General features: G+C 65.6%; 19 protein-coding genes and 1 pseudogene. 17 read left to right on the top strand and 3 right to left on the bottom strand.

Going from position 1 to position 19,153, the window contains the following annotated elements:
- Window positions 1-78 precede the first annotated feature (78 nt).
- From ACWPN5_RS16150 to rpsA, 3 genes are all read left to right on the top strand, one after another.
- A complete protein-coding gene (locus ACWPN5_RS16150) occupies window positions 79-1,299 on the top strand; it encodes a hypothetical protein (RefSeq protein ID WP_492296269.1) in 1,221 nt (406 codons plus the stop codon).
- A 93-nt stretch (window positions 1,300-1,392) separates the two neighbouring features.
- Window positions 1,393-2,058: a (d)CMP kinase gene (gene cmk, locus ACWPN5_RS16145; RefSeq protein ID WP_492296268.1), complete on the top strand. Its 666-nt coding sequence runs from the start codon at window positions 1,393-1,395 to the stop codon at window positions 2,056-2,058.
- Window positions 2,059-2,213: 155 nt separating this feature from the next.
- Window positions 2,214-3,920 (top strand): 30S ribosomal protein S1, encoded by a 1,707-nt coding sequence (gene rpsA / locus ACWPN5_RS16140; RefSeq protein WP_038525887.1) that lies wholly within the window; start codon window positions 2,214-2,216, stop codon window positions 3,918-3,920.
- A gap of 126 nt (window positions 3,921-4,046) precedes the next feature.
- Here rpsA and ACWPN5_RS16135 read toward each other — a convergent pair whose 3' ends face one another.
- A complete protein-coding gene (locus ACWPN5_RS16135; protein WP_145681286.1) occupies window positions 4,047-5,210 on the bottom strand; it encodes a phospholipase D-like domain-containing protein in 1,164 nt (387 codons plus the stop codon).
- 509 nt (window positions 5,211-5,719) lie between these two features.
- Between ACWPN5_RS16135 and ACWPN5_RS16130 the strand changes: the two are divergent.
- Window positions 5,720-5,860, top strand: a pseudogene (locus tag ACWPN5_RS16130) (transposase); the annotation flags it as partial.
- Between the two features lie 174 nt (window positions 5,861-6,034).
- Here ACWPN5_RS16130 and ACWPN5_RS16125 read toward each other — a convergent pair.
- Window positions 6,035-6,841 (bottom strand): DUF2189 domain-containing protein, encoded by an 807-nt coding sequence (locus tag ACWPN5_RS16125; protein ID WP_145681288.1) that lies wholly within the window; start codon window positions 6,839-6,841, stop codon window positions 6,035-6,037.
- A gap of 275 nt (window positions 6,842-7,116) precedes the next feature.
- Between ACWPN5_RS16125 and ihfB the strand changes: the two genes are divergently transcribed.
- The 12 genes from ihfB to ACWPN5_RS16065 all read left to right on the top strand — a co-directional run bounded on the left by ihfB (window position 7,117) and on the right by ACWPN5_RS16065 (window position 17,259).
- Window positions 7,117-7,401: an integration host factor subunit beta gene (gene ihfB, locus ACWPN5_RS16120; protein WP_014239239.1), complete on the top strand. Its 285-nt coding sequence runs from the start codon at window positions 7,117-7,119 to the stop codon at window positions 7,399-7,401.
- An 88-nt stretch (window positions 7,402-7,489) separates the two neighbouring features.
- The gene (locus ACWPN5_RS16115) at window positions 7,490-7,879 is read left to right on the top strand and encodes a lipopolysaccharide assembly protein LapA domain-containing protein (protein WP_035671079.1); all 390 of its coding nucleotides are present in this window, start codon (window positions 7,490-7,492) and stop codon (window positions 7,877-7,879) included.
- 87 nt (window positions 7,880-7,966) lie between these two features.
- A complete protein-coding gene (lhpI, locus tag ACWPN5_RS16110) occupies window positions 7,967-8,923 on the top strand; it encodes a bifunctional Delta(1)-pyrroline-2-carboxylate/Delta(1)-piperideine-2-carboxylate reductase (RefSeq protein WP_014239241.1) in 957 nt (318 codons plus the stop codon).
- Between the two features lie 14 nt (window positions 8,924-8,937).
- A complete protein-coding gene (locus tag ACWPN5_RS16105) occupies window positions 8,938-10,050 on the top strand; it encodes an NAD(P)/FAD-dependent oxidoreductase (protein WP_492296266.1) in 1,113 nt (370 codons plus the stop codon).
- A 100-nt stretch (window positions 10,051-10,150) separates the two neighbouring features.
- Window positions 10,151-10,294, top strand: coding sequence for a hypothetical protein (locus ACWPN5_RS16100; RefSeq protein WP_492296264.1), 144 nt, complete (start codon window positions 10,151-10,153; stop codon window positions 10,292-10,294).
- Between the two features lie 42 nt (window positions 10,295-10,336).
- Window positions 10,337-10,960 (top strand): hypothetical protein, encoded by a 624-nt coding sequence (locus ACWPN5_RS16095; protein WP_145681290.1) that lies wholly within the window; start codon window positions 10,337-10,339, stop codon window positions 10,958-10,960.
- Between the two features lie 261 nt (window positions 10,961-11,221).
- Window positions 11,222-11,935, top strand: coding sequence for an orotidine-5'-phosphate decarboxylase (pyrF, locus tag ACWPN5_RS16090; protein ID WP_145681291.1), 714 nt, complete (start codon window positions 11,222-11,224; stop codon window positions 11,933-11,935).
- A gap of 12 nt (window positions 11,936-11,947) precedes the next feature.
- Window positions 11,948-12,592, top strand: coding sequence for a phosphoribosylanthranilate isomerase (locus tag ACWPN5_RS16085; protein WP_109138558.1), 645 nt, complete (start codon window positions 11,948-11,950; stop codon window positions 12,590-12,592).
- Window positions 12,593-12,776: 184 nt separating this feature from the next.
- Window positions 12,777-13,691: a diguanylate cyclase gene (locus ACWPN5_RS16080; RefSeq protein WP_145681292.1), complete on the top strand. Its 915-nt coding sequence runs from the start codon at window positions 12,777-12,779 to the stop codon at window positions 13,689-13,691.
- Between the two features lie 108 nt (window positions 13,692-13,799).
- The gene (upp, locus tag ACWPN5_RS16075; RefSeq protein WP_014239248.1) at window positions 13,800-14,450 is read left to right on the top strand and encodes a uracil phosphoribosyltransferase; all 651 of its coding nucleotides are present in this window, start codon (window positions 13,800-13,802) and stop codon (window positions 14,448-14,450) included.
- A 131-nt stretch (window positions 14,451-14,581) separates the two neighbouring features.
- On the top strand, window positions 14,582-16,306 hold the full coding sequence (locus tag ACWPN5_RS16070) for an ABC transporter permease (RefSeq protein ID WP_492296261.1): 1,725 nt from the start codon (window positions 14,582-14,584) through the stop codon (window positions 16,304-16,306).
- Between the two features lie 104 nt (window positions 16,307-16,410).
- Window positions 16,411-17,259, top strand: a complete 849-nt coding sequence (locus tag ACWPN5_RS16065; RefSeq protein WP_145681294.1) for a pirin family protein — start codon at window positions 16,411-16,413, stop codon at window positions 17,257-17,259.
- A 66-nt stretch (window positions 17,260-17,325) separates the two neighbouring features.
- Here the strand turns inward: ACWPN5_RS16065 and ACWPN5_RS16060 are convergent, their stop codons facing one another.
- The gene (locus ACWPN5_RS16060) at window positions 17,326-18,354 is read right to left on the bottom strand and encodes a Fe(3+) ABC transporter substrate-binding protein (protein WP_492296260.1); all 1,029 of its coding nucleotides are present in this window, start codon (window positions 18,352-18,354) and stop codon (window positions 17,326-17,328) included.
- Between the two features lie 279 nt (window positions 18,355-18,633).
- Between ACWPN5_RS16060 and ACWPN5_RS16055 the strand changes: the two genes are divergently transcribed.
- The gene (locus ACWPN5_RS16055) at window positions 18,634-19,146 is read left to right on the top strand and encodes an invasion associated locus B family protein (RefSeq protein WP_094301712.1); all 513 of its coding nucleotides are present in this window, start codon (window positions 18,634-18,636) and stop codon (window positions 19,144-19,146) included.
- Window positions 19,147-19,153: the final 7 nt, after the last annotated feature.

Here is a 19,153-nt window from a genome sequence, read left to right as displayed (position 1 = left end):
CTTCCCTGATATTTTGCTACCCTGATCGTTGTGGGGACGGACGGTGCCGTCCACGAGGCGCGTGTCTCGGGGGGCGAAATGTCGAAAACGGGCTTCAGGCTGACCAGCCAGATCACTGTGGCCGGCGTGTTGCTGGCGACGGTCACGGCCTGTACCGAGCGATTCGAGTTGCTGCGTAATGGCATATCGACAAGTTTCGAGCGGGAGCAGCTTGCCAAGACGAAGCAGGAAATAGAATTCTTTCTTTCCATCATCGACGGCCTGCAAGTCGAGAACAAGCTGTTCTTTACGGGGATGCCTTACAAGGCGGTCGGACCGGATGGAATGACCGTTGAAATATTGCCGGAGAACCCACCTGGGGGTGGCGCGGCGACTCCCGAGAGCCTTGAGCAAAGACGCGCCAAAGCGTTCATCGATCTCGGAATTCGCGAGGTCAACCGGCGCTGCGATAGTTTTTTCGACGCGCTGTCCCAAATGCAGAAAGACACGGCGGCGATCAAGAGCGGTGTGAATATAACCGGAACCGCCATTGCGGGGGTTCTCTCCGCCGTTCAGGCGTCGGCAAAGTCCATCGCGCTGGTCGCGCTTGGGACGGGCTTTACCGAAGAAGCCGTCGGCGTCGTCAAGAGCTCCGTGGTTTTTGCCCTGAATGCGGAGGATACCCAGGATCTTGTCAGGCGTTTTCAAGAAAAATACTTGAGGGAGAACAGTCTGTCGCCGAATCCAAGCACCATCGAGGCGATCAAATACGTCCAGGATTATGCCGTGATCTGCCTGCCGGCGACGATTTCCGGATATGTCGCCAAGGCCGTGCGCGCGGCAAACCCGACGACGTCGGACGGTGCCAAGGGCGAAGGCGGGGCTTCCGCAATGGAAACCGGCATCCGCGGCGCCATAGCGGCCTTGCTTGGGTACGCAAAGCCGCTCGATGACGATCAGGTCAAGGGGCTGTATTGGTTGCTTGTTCTTGATGAGGGCAAGGCGTCGGGCGCGGAGCGGGAGAGGATCGACGCGCTTCTCGGCGATCTTGCACCGAAAGTGAACAGTGCCGGCCCGAGCGCAAAAAGCCAGGCGAAGGGAATGTTGGTGTCGTTGGCCATCCATAGGCCCGCTCTTGAGGATCAGGCGTCGGCAGCCAAGGGGAGCGACGCTGAAAAAAGGAAAACGGAAGGAGCGGCGACTGTCCGGAGGCCCCAGATGTCTCTGCCGTCCACGCCCTCGCCTTCCGGCACCGTCCGGCAAGGGATCAGGCCATCGCTCAACGCGTTCCCCGACGTCGCACCCGGGCCACGGCCGTAGCGTGACGGTGCGGGATGGCTTGCGGGAGAGGGTGTGGTATCAGATGTTGCACTTCCCCATTCCCATCAATCGCGGACACAGCAAGCCCCCGTCATGCCTTCTCTCATCATCGCCATCGACGGCCCCGCCGCTGCGGGCAAGGGCACGCTGTCCAAGCGGATCGCCCAGGCTTACGGCTTCGCGCATCTCGACACCGGGGCGCTCTACCGCGCGGTCGGCGTCAGCGTCCTGCGCGCGGGCGGTGACCCGGCCGACGCGGAGGCCGCGGCGCAGGCCGCCCGCGCGCTGCGGCCGGACGACGGCATCCTGAACGACCCGGCCCTGCGCAACGACGAGGCGGCGCAGGCGGCCTCCAAGGTCGCCGCGGTGCCGGAGGTGCGGGCCGCCCTTCTCGATTTCCAGCGGGCGTTCGCCGCCACCCCGCCCGGCGGCACGCCGGGGGCGGTGCTGGACGGGCGGGATGTCGGAACGGTCGTATGCCCGAACGCCGATGCCAAGCTGTTCGTTACCGCTTCGGTGGAGGTGCGGGCCGAACGGCGACTCAAGGAGTTGCGGGAACGCGGGATTCCGGCTATACCGTCCGATGTCCTGGAGGACATGAAGGCCCGTGACGCGCGCGACAGCCAGAGGACGGTAGCACCGCTCCTGCCGGCTGCCGACGCTTTTGTGCTTGATACCTCCGCCCTCGACGCCGACCAGGCGTTCGCAGCGGCGACCGCCTTTATCGGAACGAAAACCGGTTTCGGCTCCAAGGTCTGAGCATCAGGGTCCGGGCGCTTCGGCCCTCCAACGGAACATATGTCAACCAAGTCGCCGGGCGTGGTGCCCGGCGCGGTGGTCCCATCGGGGGCCGGCCCGTTTTGCCGCGGGACGGACCATGGCGGGATCGCTTTCGGCCAACCTTAGGAGTTTCAATGGCACAAGCTATGGCCCGGACCGGCGAGAAGGAAAGCTTTGCGGCTCTGCTCGAGGAGTCGCTCGGCACGGCCGAGTCCCTCGAAGGCTCGGTCGTCAAGGGCCGCGTCGTCTCCGTCGAGAACGACATGGTCACCATCGACGTCGGCCTGAAGTCGGAAGGCCGCGTCGCGCTGAAGGAATTCGCCGTTGCCGGCCAGCCGCCCGAGCTGAAGGCGGGCGACACCGTCGAGGTGTATCTGGAGCGCATGGAAGACAAGAACGGCGAAGCCGTTCTGTCGCGTGAGAAGGCCAAGCGCGAAGAGGCCTGGGCGCTGCTGGAGAAGTCCTTCCAGGACCAGACCCGCGTCACCGGCGTCATCTTCGGCCGCGTCAAGGGCGGCTTCACCGTCGACCTGTCGGGCGCCGTGGCGTTCCTGCCGGGTTCGCAGGTGGACATCCGTCCGGTCCGCGACATCTCCCCGCTGCTGGGCACCCCGCAGCCGTTCCAGATCCTGAAGATGGACCGCTCGCGCGGCAACATCGTCGTGTCGCGCCGCGCCGTTCTCGAAGAGAGCCGCGCCGAGGCCCGTTCGGAGCTGGTGGCCAACCTCAAGGAAGGCCAGGTTCTGCAGGGTGTGGTCAAGAACATCACCGACTACGGCGCGTTCGTGGATCTGGGTGGCGTCGACGGCCTGCTGCACGTCACCGACATCGCGTGGCGCCGCATCAACCACCCGTCCGAGGCCCTGCAGATCGGCCAGACCGTCACGGTCCAGGTCATCCGCTTCAACCCGGAGACCCAGCGCATCAGCCTCGGCATGAAGCAGCTGGAAGCCGATCCGTGGGAAGGCGTCGAAGCCAAGTACCCGGTCAGCTCGCGGTTCAAGGGTCGCGTCACCAACATCACCGACTACGGCGCCTTCGTGGAGCTGGAGCCGGGGATCGAGGGCCTGGTGCACGTCTCGGAGATGTCCTGGACGAAGAAGAACGTCCATCCGGGCAAGATCGTGTCGACGTCTCAGGAAGTCGAGGTCATGGTCCTGGACGTCGATCCGCAGAAGCGCCGCATCAGCCTGGGCCTCAAGCAGTGCCTGGACAACCCGTGGGAGACCTTCCTCGACAAGTTCGGCCCGGGCACGGAGCTGGAAGGCGAGGTCAAGAACATCACCGAGTTCGGTCTGTTCGTCGGTCTGCCGGGCGACATCGACGGCATGGTCCACATGTCCGACCTCGACTGGAACAAGTCGGGTGAGGAGGCCATCGCCGAGTACAAGAAGGGCGACCGCGTCAAGGTCAAGGTCCTGGACGTCGACGTCGAGAAGGAGCGCATCTCCCTCGGCATCAAGCAGCTCGCGAACGATCCGTTCGAGGCTGCCACGGCCGGCCTGAAGAAGAACGAGGTCGTCACCTGCACCGTCACCCAGGTCACCGACGGTGGCATCGAGGTCACGGTCGGCGAGGGCTACACCGGCTTCATCCGCAAGTCGGACCTGTCCCGCGACCGTTCGGAGCAGCGTCCGGACCGCTTCGCCGTCGGCGAGAAGGTCGACGCGAAGGTGACCCAGATCGACCGCGGCTCCCGCCGCATCTCGCTGTCCATCAAGGCCCGCGAGATGGAGGAGGAGAAGCAGGCGATGGCCGAGTACGGTTCGTCCGACTCGGGCGCCTCGCTGGGCGACATCCTGGGTGCGGCTCTGAAGCGCAAGCAGCAGAACGACGAGTAAGGCATGTCTCTCCCCCTCCCCTGCGCAAGCGGGGGAGGGTCGGGGAGGGGGCCCGCCTCTCGCACTTGGTTACGAAAAAGCCGCCGCGGTCATCCCGCGGCAGCTTTTTCCTTTTGACGCGCTTCATTATGGCGCGTCTGCCAGATAGCGATTTAGGAGAGCGTCCATTGCTTTGATTTTTTCAGCATTCCCCAGAGCATCTGTTTTTTCGCACATGATCTCTATCTCGGGAACATGGATGCCGTAGTAATTTTTGATTTGAATTGCCGAGGATAATATGGAAATCATTACATCGTAGCATATTTTTTCGAAACTCATGAATCTTTTGCAAATTTTCCTGATGAACTGTATTGATCCATCTTCAGTGTTCAGTGAAAATGGCAAGGATAGCTCTATTAATTTGCTTGATAAGTCTGAGTTCGAAACGGCTTTGCTGAGTATGGTGTCGGATATTTTGTTTGATGATTCTCTGTAATATGCACTGTATGCCGCTCTTCTCAGCACTGAAGAAGCCAATTCAATCCTCTTGCTATCATTTTCATCAGCATTGAGGGAAATATCCACCAAATTCAACAGGCTATCCAAGCAGCCTATCTTTAATATGCGAAAGGTCAGTGTATTGAATTCTCTATAATTTTCAGGGATGCTGGGGAAATTGTCAGAAATTATTATTGTTAACAAAGGAACCTCAGAAAATATATGATTTATGTCTTTCTCGTTGCAATTTTCTACCATAACGATTGCGCTCTGCAAAGCATAGCGCTCGATGCACGCATTGTACCCGCCAACGCTGATCACATTGCCGTTTTCGGTTTCCAGTAAGATGGAGCGGATGTATCCATCGTTAATTATTCCGCGAAACAGGCATTTGTGACAGTAAATCTTGTTGTCGTTTCGGTCAATAACCGTCACCATTCCTGTAACACTTGCACCGGAAATTCCCAGTGCTGAGTTGATAAATAAAATAGCTAGGCTTGTTTCAGCTCCCGTGAATCCGCACACAAGAACACGGCCGGGGGCGCATATGTTCGCTCCATAATATGCAATTTTTCTTGAATATCCATTAACAAAAGAAAAGAAGACATCAATTTTTGCAAGATCTGATGACGAAAATCCTTGGCTTCCATTCAATTTTGCTCGTAATGTTCTTTCGTCACAATTCAGGTATTCTGAAAGCTGTTTTTGGGTAATGTTTCTTACGGACAATTCGGCGCGAATGGTGTCGCCGAGATACTTGCTCTTGACTGTGCTTGGTTTTCTTCCCCTATTGCTCGAGGTGCTCAGGATCATTTCTGAAATTCCTCCATTTTTATTCATTCTTGTGTCGCGGATAGGGGGTATGCGGCGCGCTGTAAGGCGACCTGTTCACCGATCGCCGTGTCGCTCCCCAGAAAAACCGGATGCCGAATTATAGCCCGGTTTGAGCTAAAAATCATCCTATCCCTCGGTAGTGAGGTGGACTATATAATTTGGTAATAAAAACAAGAAAAGCGAGTGTTTCTAAGGTCAGATACCGCTGTTTTGGTAAAAACAACCAACCATTTGAAATGGAGGAAAGATATGCTGGATATGCTCCTTTGCATTGCGTTCCTGTGGGTGTTTTTGATTGGGCCGATCCTCAAGATCAGACACGACCTGAACCGATAACGTAGCGCGGTTTAGCCAGCCTGAGAATATCGACATCGAACACCTGTTGGAGTGATAGGGCGGGCGTGGAGTATTCCGCCTGTCGGTCATCAGATGTGTGATTGGATATATCTATGGTTGGCTTTTGAGATGAATCGAGAGATGAGGAGACTGATATGGGACACAAAGCAGAGACCGCCTGGCCGGAGCACAAGGAGTCCTATTGCCCGCATTGCAGTAAGATAACGGAGCAGAAGAAAATCAAAGGAGATCTGAAATACAAATGCAAAGAGTGCGGAAACAAGGTGAGTTAGCGATACCGCTCTTGCGCTTCCCAAAAAGATGGGCGCAAAAGTGATGAGGGAACGGGAAAAATCTGGTCAAAGCCAGATGAGGACAAATGTGTAGGGTGGCAAAAGCTCTTCCGTCGATTGGCGGACAGGGCTTTTGTCATTGCTCGTGGCGTTTTTCTGATACGCTGTGGCCCCTCACCCCTCCTCGTCCTCCTTGATGAGGTCGCGGTAGGCGTGCCAGCTCGCGTGCCCGACCAGGGGCAGGGCGACGATCAGGCCCAGGAAGCCGGTCAGCAGCCCGGCGCCGGTCACCAGCACGATCAGCCCGGCCCACAGCGCCATGACCCGCGGGTTGCGCAGCACCGCCATGGCCGAGGCCAGCGCCGCGGCGAAGACGTCCACCGGGCGGTCCATCATCATCGGCAGTGCGGTGACGTTGGTGATGAAGGCGAAGGCGGCGAAGGCGAAGCCCAGCGCCGTGATGAAGACGGTGAAGACCAGACCGTCCAGGCTGAACATCTGCGCCACGAAATGATCGAGCGCGATGGCCTCGTGCGGGAAGAACAGGGCGAAGGCCACCACGTTCATCCGCGCCCAGATCATCACATAGAGCATCAGGATCAGGCCGGCGGTCAGGATGTGGTAAGGGTTGGCCCGCCACGCGGTCAGCGCCCGCCACAGGCTGGGCCGCCGCCCCTCCTCGACGTCCTTGGAAATCCGGTAGAGGCCGAGCGCCAGGAGCGGGGCGATCAGCAGGAAGGCGCCGATCATCGGCGCGATCAGATAGGCCATTCCCGCCAGGACCAGCCCGCCGGTCAGCGCGAATCCGATGGCGACGAACAGGGCGCCGTAGGCGAGGCTGACCCAGCCCGACGCCCGCAGGTCCGCCCAGCCCGCCCGCAGCCAGCCCAGCGCCTGCGCGGTGGTGACGGTGCGGACGCGGTCCGCGTAGGGCAGGCCGGCCAGCGGGTCGGCGGGGCCGGTGTGATGGGCGTGCGTCATGGCGAACCTCCAACCGCGTCCCTTCACCCGCATCCGGCGACCGGGACCGTTCCTACCATGTCATCGGAAATGGTGCCTTTAAAGGCAATCCGTAAGACGGATTAATCACATTTCGGGCCTTTTTCCGGGCGGCCGTCGGGCAAGCCGGAGCGTTGCCGGGAAAAGGGTTCCGCCAGAAAGGCTTAGCTTGACGGTCATCGGACCCGGTGGCACGCTTGCGCGCAGGTCAAGGAGCGCGGTGCAAGGGCGCTCGAACCGGGGGAAACGGAATCGCCATGACCAAATCAGAGCTGATTCAACGGCTCGCGGAGCGCAATCCGCATCTGTACCAGCGCGACATCGAAAAGATCGTCGGCACCATCTTCGACGAGATCTCCGAAGCGCTCGCCCGTGGGGACCGGGTGGAGCTGCGCGGGTTCGGCGCCTTCTCCGTCAAGCGCCGCGACGCCCGCACCGGCCGGAACCCGCGCACCGGCGAAGCGGTCGAGGTGGGTGAAAAGGCGATTCCGTTCTTCAAGACCGGAAAACAGTTGCGCGAGCGCTTGAACACCGACGAATGATGTCCGTTCATTGACAGCCCGTCGCTGAGTCGTCGGCCCGGACCCGGCCCCGCCCCGGCCCCCGATCATGGATACGAGGACCACACCCGTGCGTTTCATCGCCCTCATCATCGCCGTTCCCATCGCGCTGGCCGCGGTGCTGTTTGCCATTTCCAACCGTGGCCTGGTCACGCTGTCGCTCTGGCCGCTGCCCTTCACGCTGGAGGTTCCGGTCTACCTCGCCACGCTGGTGGCGCTGGTGATCGGCTTCCTGGCCGGCGGCGTCGTCGCCTGGAACGCCCAGCGCCGCTACCGCCGCCGCGCCCGCCGCTCCTCCGACCGCGTCTCCTATCTGGAGCGCGAGCTGAAGGAGACGCAGGCCCGCGCCGCCGCCGCGGAGAAGCGTCTGGCCGAGATGAACCGCCCGCTGTCCGGCACCGCCGGCCTGCCCGCGGTGACCGGGTCCGGCGCCGCCCTGCCGGCGACCACGGTCCACTGACCGCCCGCCGGTAACCCCTTCGGCCTCCCGTCCGGCCGGGGGGCGGGAGGGGGTTCCGCTTTGCCGGACCTGTGGAGGGAGCCGCCGATGCGCACCGTCACCGGAGCCGAGCTGAAGTCCGTCCTGCACTTCCGCATGCTGATCGAGCGCATGCGGCAGACCTTCCGCGCCGGGGTCGAGGTGCCGATGCGGCACCACCACACGGTCGAGACCTACGGCCAGAGCGACGGCACGCTGCTGCTGATGCCGGCGTGGCAGGTCAACCAGTCGATCGGCGTCAAGGTGGTCACCGTCTTCCCCGACAACGGGGCGAAGGACCTGCCGGCGGTGCAGGGTCTTTACCTGCTGATGGACGGCAAGACGGGGATGCCCCAGGCGGTTCTGGACGGCACCGCGCTCACCAAGCGGCGCACCGCGGCGGCCTCCGCGCTCGCCGCCTCCTACCTTGCGCGGCCCGACTCGGAGCGGCTGCTGATGGTCGGCACCGGGGCGCTGGCGCCCGAGCTGATCGAGGCCTTCGCCACCGTCCTGCCGATCAAGCATGTGTTGGTCTGGGGCCGCAGCCTGGAGAAGGCGAAGAAGGTGGCCAGCCGCTTCCACCGCCCGAAATTTCGCATCGAGGCCACGGCCGACCTGGAAGGGGCGGTGCGCGGCGCCCAGGTGATCTCCTGCGCCACGCTGGCGAAGGAACCGTTGATCCGCGGCGAGTGGCTTCAGCCGGGCGCGCATCTCGACCTCGTCGGCGGCTTCACCCCGGAGATGCGCGAGGCGGACGACGACTGCATCCGCCGCTCCCGCGTCTTCGTGGACACCCGCGAGGGGGCTTGCAAGGAGGCGGGGGACATCGTTCAGCCGATGAAGGCCGGCATCCTGACCGACGCGGACATCGCCGGCGACCTCTACGATCTCACCCGCGGCCAGCGCGCCGGGCGCCGCTTCTACGACCAGATCACCCTGTTCAAGTCGGTCGGCACCGCGCTGGAAGACCTCTGCGCGGCCCAGCTGGCGGTGGAGATGGTGATCCACAACGACACGATCCGCTGAGGCGTTTTTCCATCATGACTCTCCGCATCACCGTCGTCGGCGCCGGCATCATGGGGCTGTGCACCGCCTGGGCGCTGGCCCGCGCCGGGCACGAGGTCGCGGTCTTCGACCAGGGCCAGGTGCCCAACCCCTTCGGCAGCTCCGTCGACCAGCACCGGCTGTTCCGCCACGCCTACGGCGCCAGCGCCGGCTACGCCCGCATGGCCGACACCGCCTTCCATGCGTGGGAGCGGCTGTGGACCGACCTGGGCGAGCGGCTGCTCATCCCCAGCGGCACGCTCTGCACCGCCTCGGCGGAGGACGGGCGGCGCTGGCTGGCCGACAGCGTCGCGGTTCTGGAGTCGCTGGGCCATCCCTTCCGCCGCCTGACCCCGGCGCAGATCGCCGCGGAGTTCCCGCTCGTCGACGCCAACGCCGTGGCGGAGGGGCTGCATCTGGAGTCGGGCGGCGTGCTGCTCGCCGGGCGCATCGTGGAACTGCTCAGCCACCATCTGAACGCGCTGGGGGTGACGGTCCACGCGCGTGCCCCCGTGACGGCCATCGACGCGGAGCGGGCCACCGTGACGCTCGCCGACCGCCGGACCATCGGCGCCGACGCGCTGGTGGTCGCCGCCGGGGCCTGGGTGACCAAGCTGCTGCCGGAGACGGCGGCGCGCCTGACCCCGTCGCGGCAGGTCGTGGCCTATCTGATGCCGCCGGAGGGGCTGCGCGGTGTGTGGGCCAAGGCGCCGATGCTGATCGACGCGGACGGGGAGAGCGGAGTCTACGTCGTTCCCCCGGTGGCCGGCACGACGATGAAGGCGGGCGACCACCGCTTCTCGCGCCTCGGCGACCCGGACACCGAGCGCGACCCCGATCCGGACGAGGCGCGCGACGTGCTGGACCGCGCCCGCCGCGTGCTGGCGGACGGGCACCGCTACAGCCTCGCCAACGCGGCGACCTGCTTCTACACGGTGACCGACGACGAGCGCTTCGTGGTCGAGCCGCTGTCCGCCCGCTGCTGGCTGATGAGCGCCTGCTCCGGCCATGGCTTCAAGTTCGCCCCGGCACTGGGCGAGGCGCTGGCGGGCGCCATCAGCGATCCGGCGCGGGCGTCCGCACTGACGGACTGGGCCGCCGGGCACTGAGCGCCCTCCCGGAACCGGCGGAACGGTGCGGCTCCACCCCTGTTGAGAGGGCAATCAGCCTGTGTTGGCTGAAGCCTTACCGACAGGGAGTGACGCATCCATGGCCGACGAACCTCGCAAAGTGGGTGTCTATGACACGGACGGCAACCGGACGGCCACGGGCGGTGCGGCCGGCTCCATGAACTGGTGGATCATCGCGCTGGTCGTGCTGGTGATCCTCGCCCTCCTCTATTTCTTCCTCTGAGTCCGGACCGCGTCCGGATCGGACCAGCACAGGAGCGGGTTCATGAACAAGAAGACCATTGTCGCGCTGTATGACGACCTGTCCGGCGCCGAACGCGCGCTGAGCGAACTCGAAGCCGCCAATCTGCGGCAGGATTTCACCATGATGGGCGCCGACAGCGCGAAGCTGGGCTCCTCGGCCAGTCTGGCCACCGAGAACCGGCTGGAAAGCTGGCGCCACGCTGCCGATTTCGGGGAGGACCCGAATTTCGACGCCCGCGACCGCCGCGTCTCCATGCTGACCGGCATCGGCGTGACGCGGGAGGACGCTGACGTCTTCGCCGAGGGCGTGCGCCGCGGCGGTGTCCTGCTGGTCGGCCGGGTCGAGGAGTCGATGTGCGATTCCGCGCTGGCCGTCATGCAGCGCCACGGCTCGGTGAACATCCCCGGCCGGGCGCAGGGCTACCGCGAGGCCGGCTGGAGCGGCTATGACGCCGCCGCCGCCGATTACGACAGCGCCCAGGTCGCCGAGGAGCGCCGCCGCGCCGCCGCGGCCTCGCTGCGCGACGTCAATACACAGGGCGTCAACACGCAGGGCGCCAACCCGGCGGCGGGCGCTCCGGCGGCCACGCCGACGGTTACCCCAGCGGCGACTCCGACCGGGCGCGTCGACGTGAACCGCGACTGACGCGTTCAATCCCTCTCCCGTCCCGGGAGAGGGTGCCCGCGGAAGCGGGCGGGTGAGGGTACGGACGAGGATCCCGCGCTGATTCTTTGGCCGCACCCTCACCCTCCCACGCTGGCGCGTGGGGCCCTCCCTCTCCCGGGGCGGGAGAGGGCATCGGGCGCAACTTCCCCCTCTCCGGCCCCGGAAGTCTGGTGATTGCCGCCCGCCCTTGTTAGGCTGCGCGCCATCACCACCTTCCAGGGTTCGGAGAGCCGTTTTTCCATGAGCACGCCCAGCATCGCGCCCGCCTCGCGCATCTTCTGCGCCGTCGACACGACCGACCTCGACACCGCCCGCGACCTCGGCCGGCGGATCGCTGGGGTGGTTGGCGGGATCAAGCTGGGGCTGGAGTTCTTCATCGCCCATGGTCCGGCGGGCATTCGTTCGGTGATTGGCGAGAATGGCCCGCCGCTGTTCCTCGACCTGAAGCTGCACGACATCCCCAACACGGTGGCGGGCGGCATCCGGGCGGCGCTGCCGCTGAAGCCCGCCTTCCTGACCATCCACACCTCCGGCGGCCCGGCGATGATGCGCGCGGCGGCGGACGCCGCGGCCAGCGCGGGTGCCAACCGTCCGAAGATCCTCGCCGTCACCGTGCTGACCAGCATGGACGCCGCCGACCTCCAGGCCGTCGGGCAGAGCGTCCCGGTGGCCGATCAGGTGAAGCGGCTGGCGCTGCTCGCCAAGGAGTCGGGGGTGGACGGCGTCGTCTGCTCCCCCGCCGAGGTGGCGCTGATCCGCGAGGCCTGCGGGCCGGACTTCATCCTGATGGTGCCGGGCATCCGCCCCGCCTGGGCCGCCGCCAACGACCAGAAGCGCGTCATGACCCCCGCCGAGGCGCTGGCCGCCGGGGCGGACCATCTGGTCATCGGCCGCCCGATCACCGGCGACGCCGATCCGGAAGCCGCCGCCCGCCGCATCGTTTCGGAACTGTAAGGACCCGCCCCCATGCCCGTCAGCGTCAAGATCTGCGGCCTCACCGAGCCCCTGTCGCTGCACGCCGCCGTGGCCGGCGGGGCGCGCTACGTCGGCTTCGTCTTCTACCCGCCGAGCCCCCGCTCCATCGCACCCTCCATGGCGGCGGAGCTGGCCCGGCTGGTCCCGACGGGCGTGCGCACGGTCGGGCTGTTCGTCGATCCGGAGAACGACTTCCTGGAGCATGTGGTCAGTCAGGTCCCCTTCGATCTGATCCAGCTCCACGGCAAGGAGACGCCGCGCCGCATCGCCGAGGTGAAGGCGGCCTTCAACATCCCGGTGATGAAGGCGATCAAGGTCGGCGGGCCCGAGGATCTGGCCGCCGCGCTGGAGGCCGCCGAGGTCGCCGACCGTTTGCTGTTCGACGCCAAGCCGCCGGCCAAGGTGTCGGCCCTGCCGGGCGGCAACGGCATCGCCTTCGACTGGACGCTGCTCGCCGGGCGGAGCTGGCCGAAGCCCTGGATGCTGTCCGGCGGGCTGAAGCCGGAGAACGCGGCGGAAGCCGTGCGAACCACCGGCGCCACAGCACTCGACGTGTCGTCGGGGGTGGAGGACCGTCCCGGCCACAAGGACCCGGAGCTGATCCGCCGCTTCCTCGACAGCGTGGCCGGGTTGTGACGCCGCGTCGCGGTGAGGCATTTGAATAAAATTTGATGGTGCCGCGGGGCTTTCCCTTTTGGCGGACGGGCACAACTTAATCGCACGACCGGGTTGCGGACCCGGGGTATGACTTCGTGCGATACTGTTGGCATCCATGGGCCGCGACCGGTGGATGTGTCCGAAGGGAAGCCGTGCAAGCCCGATGACCAACTCGTCCGACACACGCTCGCCATCCGACAGCCTCGGCCTCGTCCTCGACGAGCATCTGCGCTGGATCGGGCAATGGCACCGCGCGGTCTTCTTCCGCGGTGGACAGGGGGGCGAGCGGGTGTCGGCGCCGGCCTCCTTCGCGGCGTGGTGCGTGGCGGTCAACGCCGACGATCTGGCCCACCAGCCCGCCGTGGAGAAGCTGGTCACCCTGCACGAGCAGATGCACCGCAAGGCCAAGCTGCTTCTGCTGAAGGCGGCCGGCGGCGAGAGCCCCAGCGAGGCCGATTACGAGGGGGTGATCGCCCGCTTCGAGGAGTTCGTCCTGCATCTGCGCCGGGTCGAGCGCGCCTTCGGGGCGGCGGCGAGCGGGCTGGACCCGCTGACCGGCCTGCGCACCCGCCGCGGCATGCAGGAGGCGCTGGAGCGCGAGCACAACCGTTTCCGCCGCAACGGCCCTGCCTTCTGCGTCGCCATCTGCGACATCGACCGCTTCAAGGGCATCAACGACACCTACGGCCACGACATCGGCGACCGCGTCCTGGCCGCCACCGCCGCCGCCATCAGCCGGGGCATCCGCAGCTTCGACGAGGCCTTCCGCATGGGCGGCGAGGAGTTCCTGATCTGCCTGAAGGAAACCGGCATCGCCGAGGGCTTCCGGGTCATCGAGCGGCTGCGCGGCGAGTTGGCGCGGACACCGGTGACGCTGCCGGACGGGCGGCGGATCGCGGTCACCGCCTCCTTCGGGCTGGTCGAGGCCGGTGAGGATCTGCCGGTGGAGGAGATGGTGGTCCACGCCGACCGCGCCCTTTATCAGGCGAAGAACAGCGGGCGCAACCGGGTGGTCCGCTACGGGGTCGATCAGCCGGAGGTTGTGTCGGGGCGGGCGGCGCTTCCCAACCGCCGCTGATTTTCATCTCCCGAGCGGTGCATCCGGCGGGATCGCTTAAGGGCGGCTTGGCCGAAGCGGGTCCGCCGGGTTAGGATCGGGGTCTAGACAGGCCGCGGCACGAGATCCATGCGCACCCACACCGAATTTCCCAATCTGTTCATCCTCGACCACCCGCTGATCCAGCACAAGCTGACGCTGATGCGGGCCAAGGAACGCTCCACCGGCGGTTTCCGCACCCTGCTGCGCGAGATTTCGCTGCTGATGGGCTATGAGATCACCCGCGACCTGCCCCTGACGACCGAGCGGATCGACACGCCGCTCCAGCCCATGGACGCGCCGGTCATCGCCGGCAAGAAGCTGGCCATCGTGCCGGTGCTGCGCGCCGGCCTCGGCATGGCCCAGGGCCTGCACGAGCTGGTGCCGTCGGCGCGCGAGGGGCACATCGGCCTCTACCGCGACCACGACACCAAGATGCCGCACGAGTATCTGGTGAAGCTGCCGGAGGCGGAGGGCCGCCTGTTCATCGTGGTGGACCCGATGCTGGCGACCGGCAATTCCGCGGTCCACGCCTGCGACGTGCTCAACCGCCACGGCGTGGACGACGAGAACATCCGCTTCATGGCGCTGGTCGCGGCGCCCGAGGGCATGCGCGTTTTCGCCGCCGCCCACCCGCGGGTGAAGGTCTTCACCGCCTCGCTCGACAGCCATCTCGACGAGAACGCCTACATCGTCCCCGGCCTGGGCGACGCGGGCGACCGCATGTTCGGCACCAAGTAACCACAAACAGTGGCCGCATCCCTGTCATACCATCAGGGGAAAGGGATGCGGCATGTTGTCATTGCGAGTTATTCGCACAGTGTGAGACCATAGGGCTCCCGTTCGACACATCCCTATGGGCGCAACCGGCCTTGACGACGGACACCTTTCAAACCCCCGGCCCGACACCGGGCGGCCCGGTTCAGGCCGCCGGCTTCCATTCCTCCCTCTGGCAACGCATCGGTTTCAGCGGTTGGACGCTGGCGACGCTGGTGATCGCGGCGCTGGTCACCCTGCCGGTGCTGGCGGTGATCAGCCGCGTCTTCGTGCCGACGGACGGGGTGTGGCAGCATCTGGTCGACACGGTGCTGGCGGAGTATCTGCTGAACACCGTGCGCCTCGTCTTCGGGGTGGGGGTGGGCACGCTGGTCATCGGGGTGGGCACCGCCTGGCTGGTCACCATGTGCCGGTTCCCCGGCAGCCGCACGCTGGAATGGGCGCTGCTGCTGCCGATGGCGGTGCCAGCCTACGTCATGGCCTACGTCTACACCGACCTGCTCCAGTTCGTCGGCCCGGTGCAGACCGCGCTGCGCGAGGTTTTCCACTGGTCGCGCCGGGATTACTGGTTTCCGGACATCCGTACGCTCGAAGGCGCGGCGTTGATGATGACGCTGGTGCTCTACCCGTACGTCTATCTGCTGTCGCGCGCCGCCTTTCTCGAACAGTCTGTCTGCGTGCTGGAGGTCAGCCGCACGCTCGGCCGCGGGCCGTGGCGCAGCTTCTTCACGGTGGCGCTGCCTCTGGCCCGCCCCAGCATCGTCGCCGGTCTGGCGCTGGTGCTGATGGAGGTGCTGGCCGATTTCGGCACCGTGCAGTATTTCGCCGTAAACACCTTCGTCACCGGCATCTACCGGACGTGGTTCGCCATGGGGCAGCCGGTGGCGGCGGCGCAGCTGGCCGCCGTGCTGATGATGTTCGTCCTGGTTCTGGTGCTGATGGAGCGCTGGTCGCGCCGTCAGGCCCGCTACCACCACACCACCACCCGCTACCGCCGCCTGCCCAAGCATGAGCTGAAGGGCTGGCGCGCCATCGCCGCCATGACGGCCTGCGGGCTGCCGCTGCTGCTCGGCTTCCTGCTGCCCGCCGGTCTGCTGGTTCGCATGGCGGTCACCGCCGGGGATCAGGCCTTCGGGCCGGTGTTCCTGACGCTGGCCCGCAACAGCTTCACACTGGCGGCGCTGGCCGCGGTGCTGGCGGTGTCGCTGGCGCTGGTCCTGGCCTACGGGCAGCGGCTGCGCCCGACGCCGCTGCTCAAGGGCGCGGTGCGCGTCGCCGCCATGGGCTACGCCATTCCCGGCTCGGTGATCGCGGTCGGCGTGCTGATTCCCTTCGCCCATCTCGACAACGCCGTCGACGCCTTCATGCGCCAGACCTTCGGCGTGTCCACCGGCCTGCTGCTGAGCGGCACCATCGCGGCGGTGCTGTTCGCCTATCTGGTGCGCTTCCTGGCGGTGTCCTTCAACACGATCGAGGCCAGCCTGGGGAAGATCCGCCCGACGATGGACTTCGCCTCGCGCGTGCTCGGCCACACGGCGGGGCGGACGCTGATCCGGGTGCACGCGCCGATCATGTGGGGCAGCCTGCTGACCGCCGGCCTGCTGGTCTTCGTGGACGTGATGAAGGAGTTGCCGGCGACGATGATCGTGCGGCCCTTCAACTTCGACACGCTGGCCGTGCGCGTCTACACGCTGGCCTCCGACGAGCGGCTGACCGAGGCCGCCACCGGGGCGCTGGCCATCGTCGCGGTCGGCATCGTGCCGGTGATCCTGCTCAGCCTGTCCATCAGCCGCTCCCGCCCCGGCCAGACCGACGAGTGAGGCTGTTGCCCCCGCCGCAACAGTGTTGAGCGGCGCTGGGGCTTTATCCGGCGGTCCGGAAAGAATACCTCTCTCTCAGCGATGTTGCCTGAGGAGAGCGTCCGATGACCGCCGAAACCGTCCGTCCCGTCCTGACCGCCGTCGAAGGCATGGAAGCGTCCGACGGGGCCGGCGTGCGCATGACCCGCATGGTCGGCACGCCGCGCCTGCGCATGCTCGACCCCTTCCTGATGCTGGACTATTTCGGGTCCGACACGCCGCAGGACTATCTGGCCGGTTTCCCCGACCACCCGCACCGCGGTTTCGAGACGGTCACATACATGCTGGCCGGCCGCATGCGCCACTGGGACAACCACGGCCATGAGGGCGTGATCGAGACCGGCGGCGTGCAGTGGATGACCGCGGGGCGCGGCGTGATCCATTCCGAGATGCCGGAGCAGACCGAAGGGTTGATGAAGGGCTTCCAGCTCTGGATCAACCTGCCGGCGCGGCTGAAGATGTCGGACCCCGCCTATCAGGAGTTCGCCGCCGACCGCATCCCGGTCGAGACGCGCGAGGACGGGACCACGGTGACGGTGATCGCCGGCACCACCGGCAACGGCACCGCCGGCCCGGTCCGCAGCGGCCCGACCGAGGCGCGCTATTTCGACGTCAGCCTGCCCGCGGGTGCCGCCTTCTCCGAGCCGGTGCCCGCCGGTCACGCGGCGGCGCTGGTGGTCTTCGAAGGATCGGTGGTGGCGCCCGGCAGCTCCGTCCGGCTGGGCGGGCCGCGGGTGCTGGTGCTGGGCGAGGGCGACCGGGCGGAGATCACCGCCGGCCCGTCCGGGGCGCGCTTCCTGCTGCTCTCCGGCCGGCCGCTCGGCGAGCCGGTGGCCTGGGGCGGCCCCTTCGTCATGAACAGCCGCGAGGAGGTGATGCAGGCCTACCGCGACTACGAAGAGGGCAAGTTCTAAATTCACAAACAAAAAGGGCGCGTCTCCACCGCTGGGACGCGCCCCTTCGCTACGCCGGACGGTGGCTTACTTCCAGCCGGCGCGATCCATGATCTTCAGAGCCTCGGCGTTGTTCTTGCCGTAGACGGCGGCGTTCAGCGGGTCTTCCTTGAACTTGCCCCAGGTCACCAGCACCGGCGCGGTCTCGGCCCCGGCGACGATCGGGTACTCGTAGTTCTTTTCCGTGAACATCTTCTGGGCCTCGGGGCTGACCAGATACTCCAGGAACTGGACGGCCTGCTCCTTGTTCGGCGCGTTCTTCATGACGCCGGCGCCGGAGACGTTCACGTGGGTGCCGCGGTCGTCCTGGTTGGGGAAGATCACGCCCAGCTTGTCCGCGATGGCCTTGTCCTCCGGCTTGGTGGAAGAGGCGATGCGGGCGAAGTAGTAGGTGTTGGTCACGGCCACGTCGCCTTCGTTGGCGGCCACGCCCTTGATCTGGTCGGTGTCGCCGCCCTGCGGCTTGCGCGCCATGTTGGCGACGACGCCCTTGGCCCACTCCTCGGTCGCCTTCTCGCCGTGGGCGGCGAGCAGCGAGCCGACGAGCGACTGGTTGTAGACGCTGGTCGAGGAGCGGACGAGGACGCGGTCCTTCCACTTCGGGTCGGCCAGCTCCTCGTAGGTCTTGATCTCGTCCGGCTTCACCGAGGCCTTGTTGTAGACCAGGATGCGGGCGCGCTTGGAGATGCCGAACCAATGGCCCTCCGGCTCGCGCAGGTGGGCCGGGATGGCCTCCTCCATGACCTTGGAGCGGGTCGGCTGGAGCAGACCGGCCTCCTGGGCGCGCCACAGGCGGCCGGCGTCGACGGTGATGAACACGTCGGCGGGGCTGTTGCCGCCTTCGGTCTTCATCCGCTCGATCAGCTCTTCTTCCTTGCCCTCGATGACGTTGATCTTGATGCCGGTCTTCTTGGTGAAGGCGTCGTAGAGGTCCTTGTCCACATCGTAATGGCGCGCGGAGTAGATGTTCACCTCGGCGGCGCTGGCGAGACCGGTCATGGTCAGCAGCGTGGCGGCGAAGGTGGCGGCAAACACGCCGCGCGATCCGATGTGCATCCTCAGTGACTCCCGAATTCTTGTCGGTTCACGCCCGCAATTGCGAAGCGTTCTCATGAGCCGACTTGACCATTCGGGGGCCGGGGTGTCAAGCGGGAACGATAACCATTCTCAATATTCAAAAAGGATGCGGAGCGGAACGATCATCGCGGACTAAGACGCCAACCAAAGGTGTAAAGGCTTGTTCGTCTTTGGGGTATGCCTATAATCCGTTCGCGATGCCCGCCGTCGGGCGGGAGTGCGAGCGGCCGAACGGGACGACAGATGGGGAGCGTCAGGATGCGTTGGACAGGTCTCTTCGCTTTTGGTGCGGCGCTGCTGTCCGCGCTGGCCGCCACGCCGGCCTCCGCCGTCGACTTCTCCAAGTCCGCCGCCGAGTACGGCCCGGAAGGCGCCTGGACCAGCCGCTGCGAGATCGACCGGATGACCGACACCAAGGTCTGCCGGCTGATGAACTACCGGCTGTTCGACGACGGCAAGGAGGTCGGCTTCGTGGCGCTGAGCGTCATCCCGACCGGCAACGACTATCACCTGTTCCTGACGACCAGCCAGGGCATGATCGACAACTGCGCCATCCGCGTCGACCGTCAGCCGCGCATCGAGACGCAGATCGCCACGCTCAACATGTGCATGTTCCCGAACTTCGTGTCGGGCCGCGTGGTCGACCAGTTCCGCAACGGTTCCACGGTGCTGGTCCGCGTCAACTTCCTGCGCGCCGGCAAGCGCGACATCGACTTCCCGCTGAACGGCTTCTCGCGCAATTTCGAAGAGATGCAGCGCAGCCTGCAGTGACCGGACG

Source organism: Azospirillum sp. UENF 211521 (assembly GCF_058780535.1).
Note: the sequence above shows the minus strand (reverse complement) of the source record. Positions and strands in the feature narration are given on the sequence as shown.

Coding starts and splice junctions, on each gene's coding strand:
- ACWPN5_RS16150 (WP_492296269.1), top strand. CDS start 79: ATGTCGAAAACGGGCTTCAGGCTGACCAGCCAGATCACTGTGGCCGGC.
- cmk (WP_492296268.1), top strand. CDS start 1,393: ATGCCTTCTCTCATCATCGCCATCGACGGCCCCGCCGCTGCGGGCAAG.
- rpsA (WP_038525887.1), top strand. CDS start 2,214: ATGGCACAAGCTATGGCCCGGACCGGCGAGAAGGAAAGCTTTGCGGCT.
- ACWPN5_RS16135 (WP_145681286.1), bottom strand. CDS start 5,210: ATGATCCTGAGCACCTCGAGCAATAGGGGAAGAAAACCAAGCACAGTC.
- ACWPN5_RS16125 (WP_145681288.1), bottom strand. CDS start 6,841: ATGACGCACGCCCATCACACCGGCCCCGCCGACCCGCTGGCCGGCCTG.
- ihfB (WP_014239239.1), top strand. CDS start 7,117: ATGACCAAATCAGAGCTGATTCAACGGCTCGCGGAGCGCAATCCGCAT.
- lhpI (WP_014239241.1), top strand. CDS start 7,967: ATGCGCACCGTCACCGGAGCCGAGCTGAAGTCCGTCCTGCACTTCCGC.
- ACWPN5_RS16105 (WP_492296266.1), top strand. CDS start 8,938: ATGACTCTCCGCATCACCGTCGTCGGCGCCGGCATCATGGGGCTGTGC.
- ACWPN5_RS16100 (WP_492296264.1), top strand. CDS start 10,151: ATGGCCGACGAACCTCGCAAAGTGGGTGTCTATGACACGGACGGCAAC.
- ACWPN5_RS16095 (WP_145681290.1), top strand. CDS start 10,337: ATGAACAAGAAGACCATTGTCGCGCTGTATGACGACCTGTCCGGCGCC.
- pyrF (WP_145681291.1), top strand. CDS start 11,222: ATGAGCACGCCCAGCATCGCGCCCGCCTCGCGCATCTTCTGCGCCGTC.
- ACWPN5_RS16085 (WP_109138558.1), top strand. CDS start 11,948: ATGCCCGTCAGCGTCAAGATCTGCGGCCTCACCGAGCCCCTGTCGCTG.
- ACWPN5_RS16080 (WP_145681292.1), top strand. CDS start 12,777: ATGACCAACTCGTCCGACACACGCTCGCCATCCGACAGCCTCGGCCTC.
- upp (WP_014239248.1), top strand. CDS start 13,800: ATGCGCACCCACACCGAATTTCCCAATCTGTTCATCCTCGACCACCCG.
- ACWPN5_RS16065 (WP_145681294.1), top strand. CDS start 16,411: ATGACCGCCGAAACCGTCCGTCCCGTCCTGACCGCCGTCGAAGGCATG.
- ACWPN5_RS16060 (WP_492296260.1), bottom strand. CDS start 18,354: ATGCACATCGGATCGCGCGGCGTGTTTGCCGCCACCTTCGCCGCCACG.
- ACWPN5_RS16055 (WP_094301712.1), top strand. CDS start 18,634: ATGCGTTGGACAGGTCTCTTCGCTTTTGGTGCGGCGCTGCTGTCCGCG.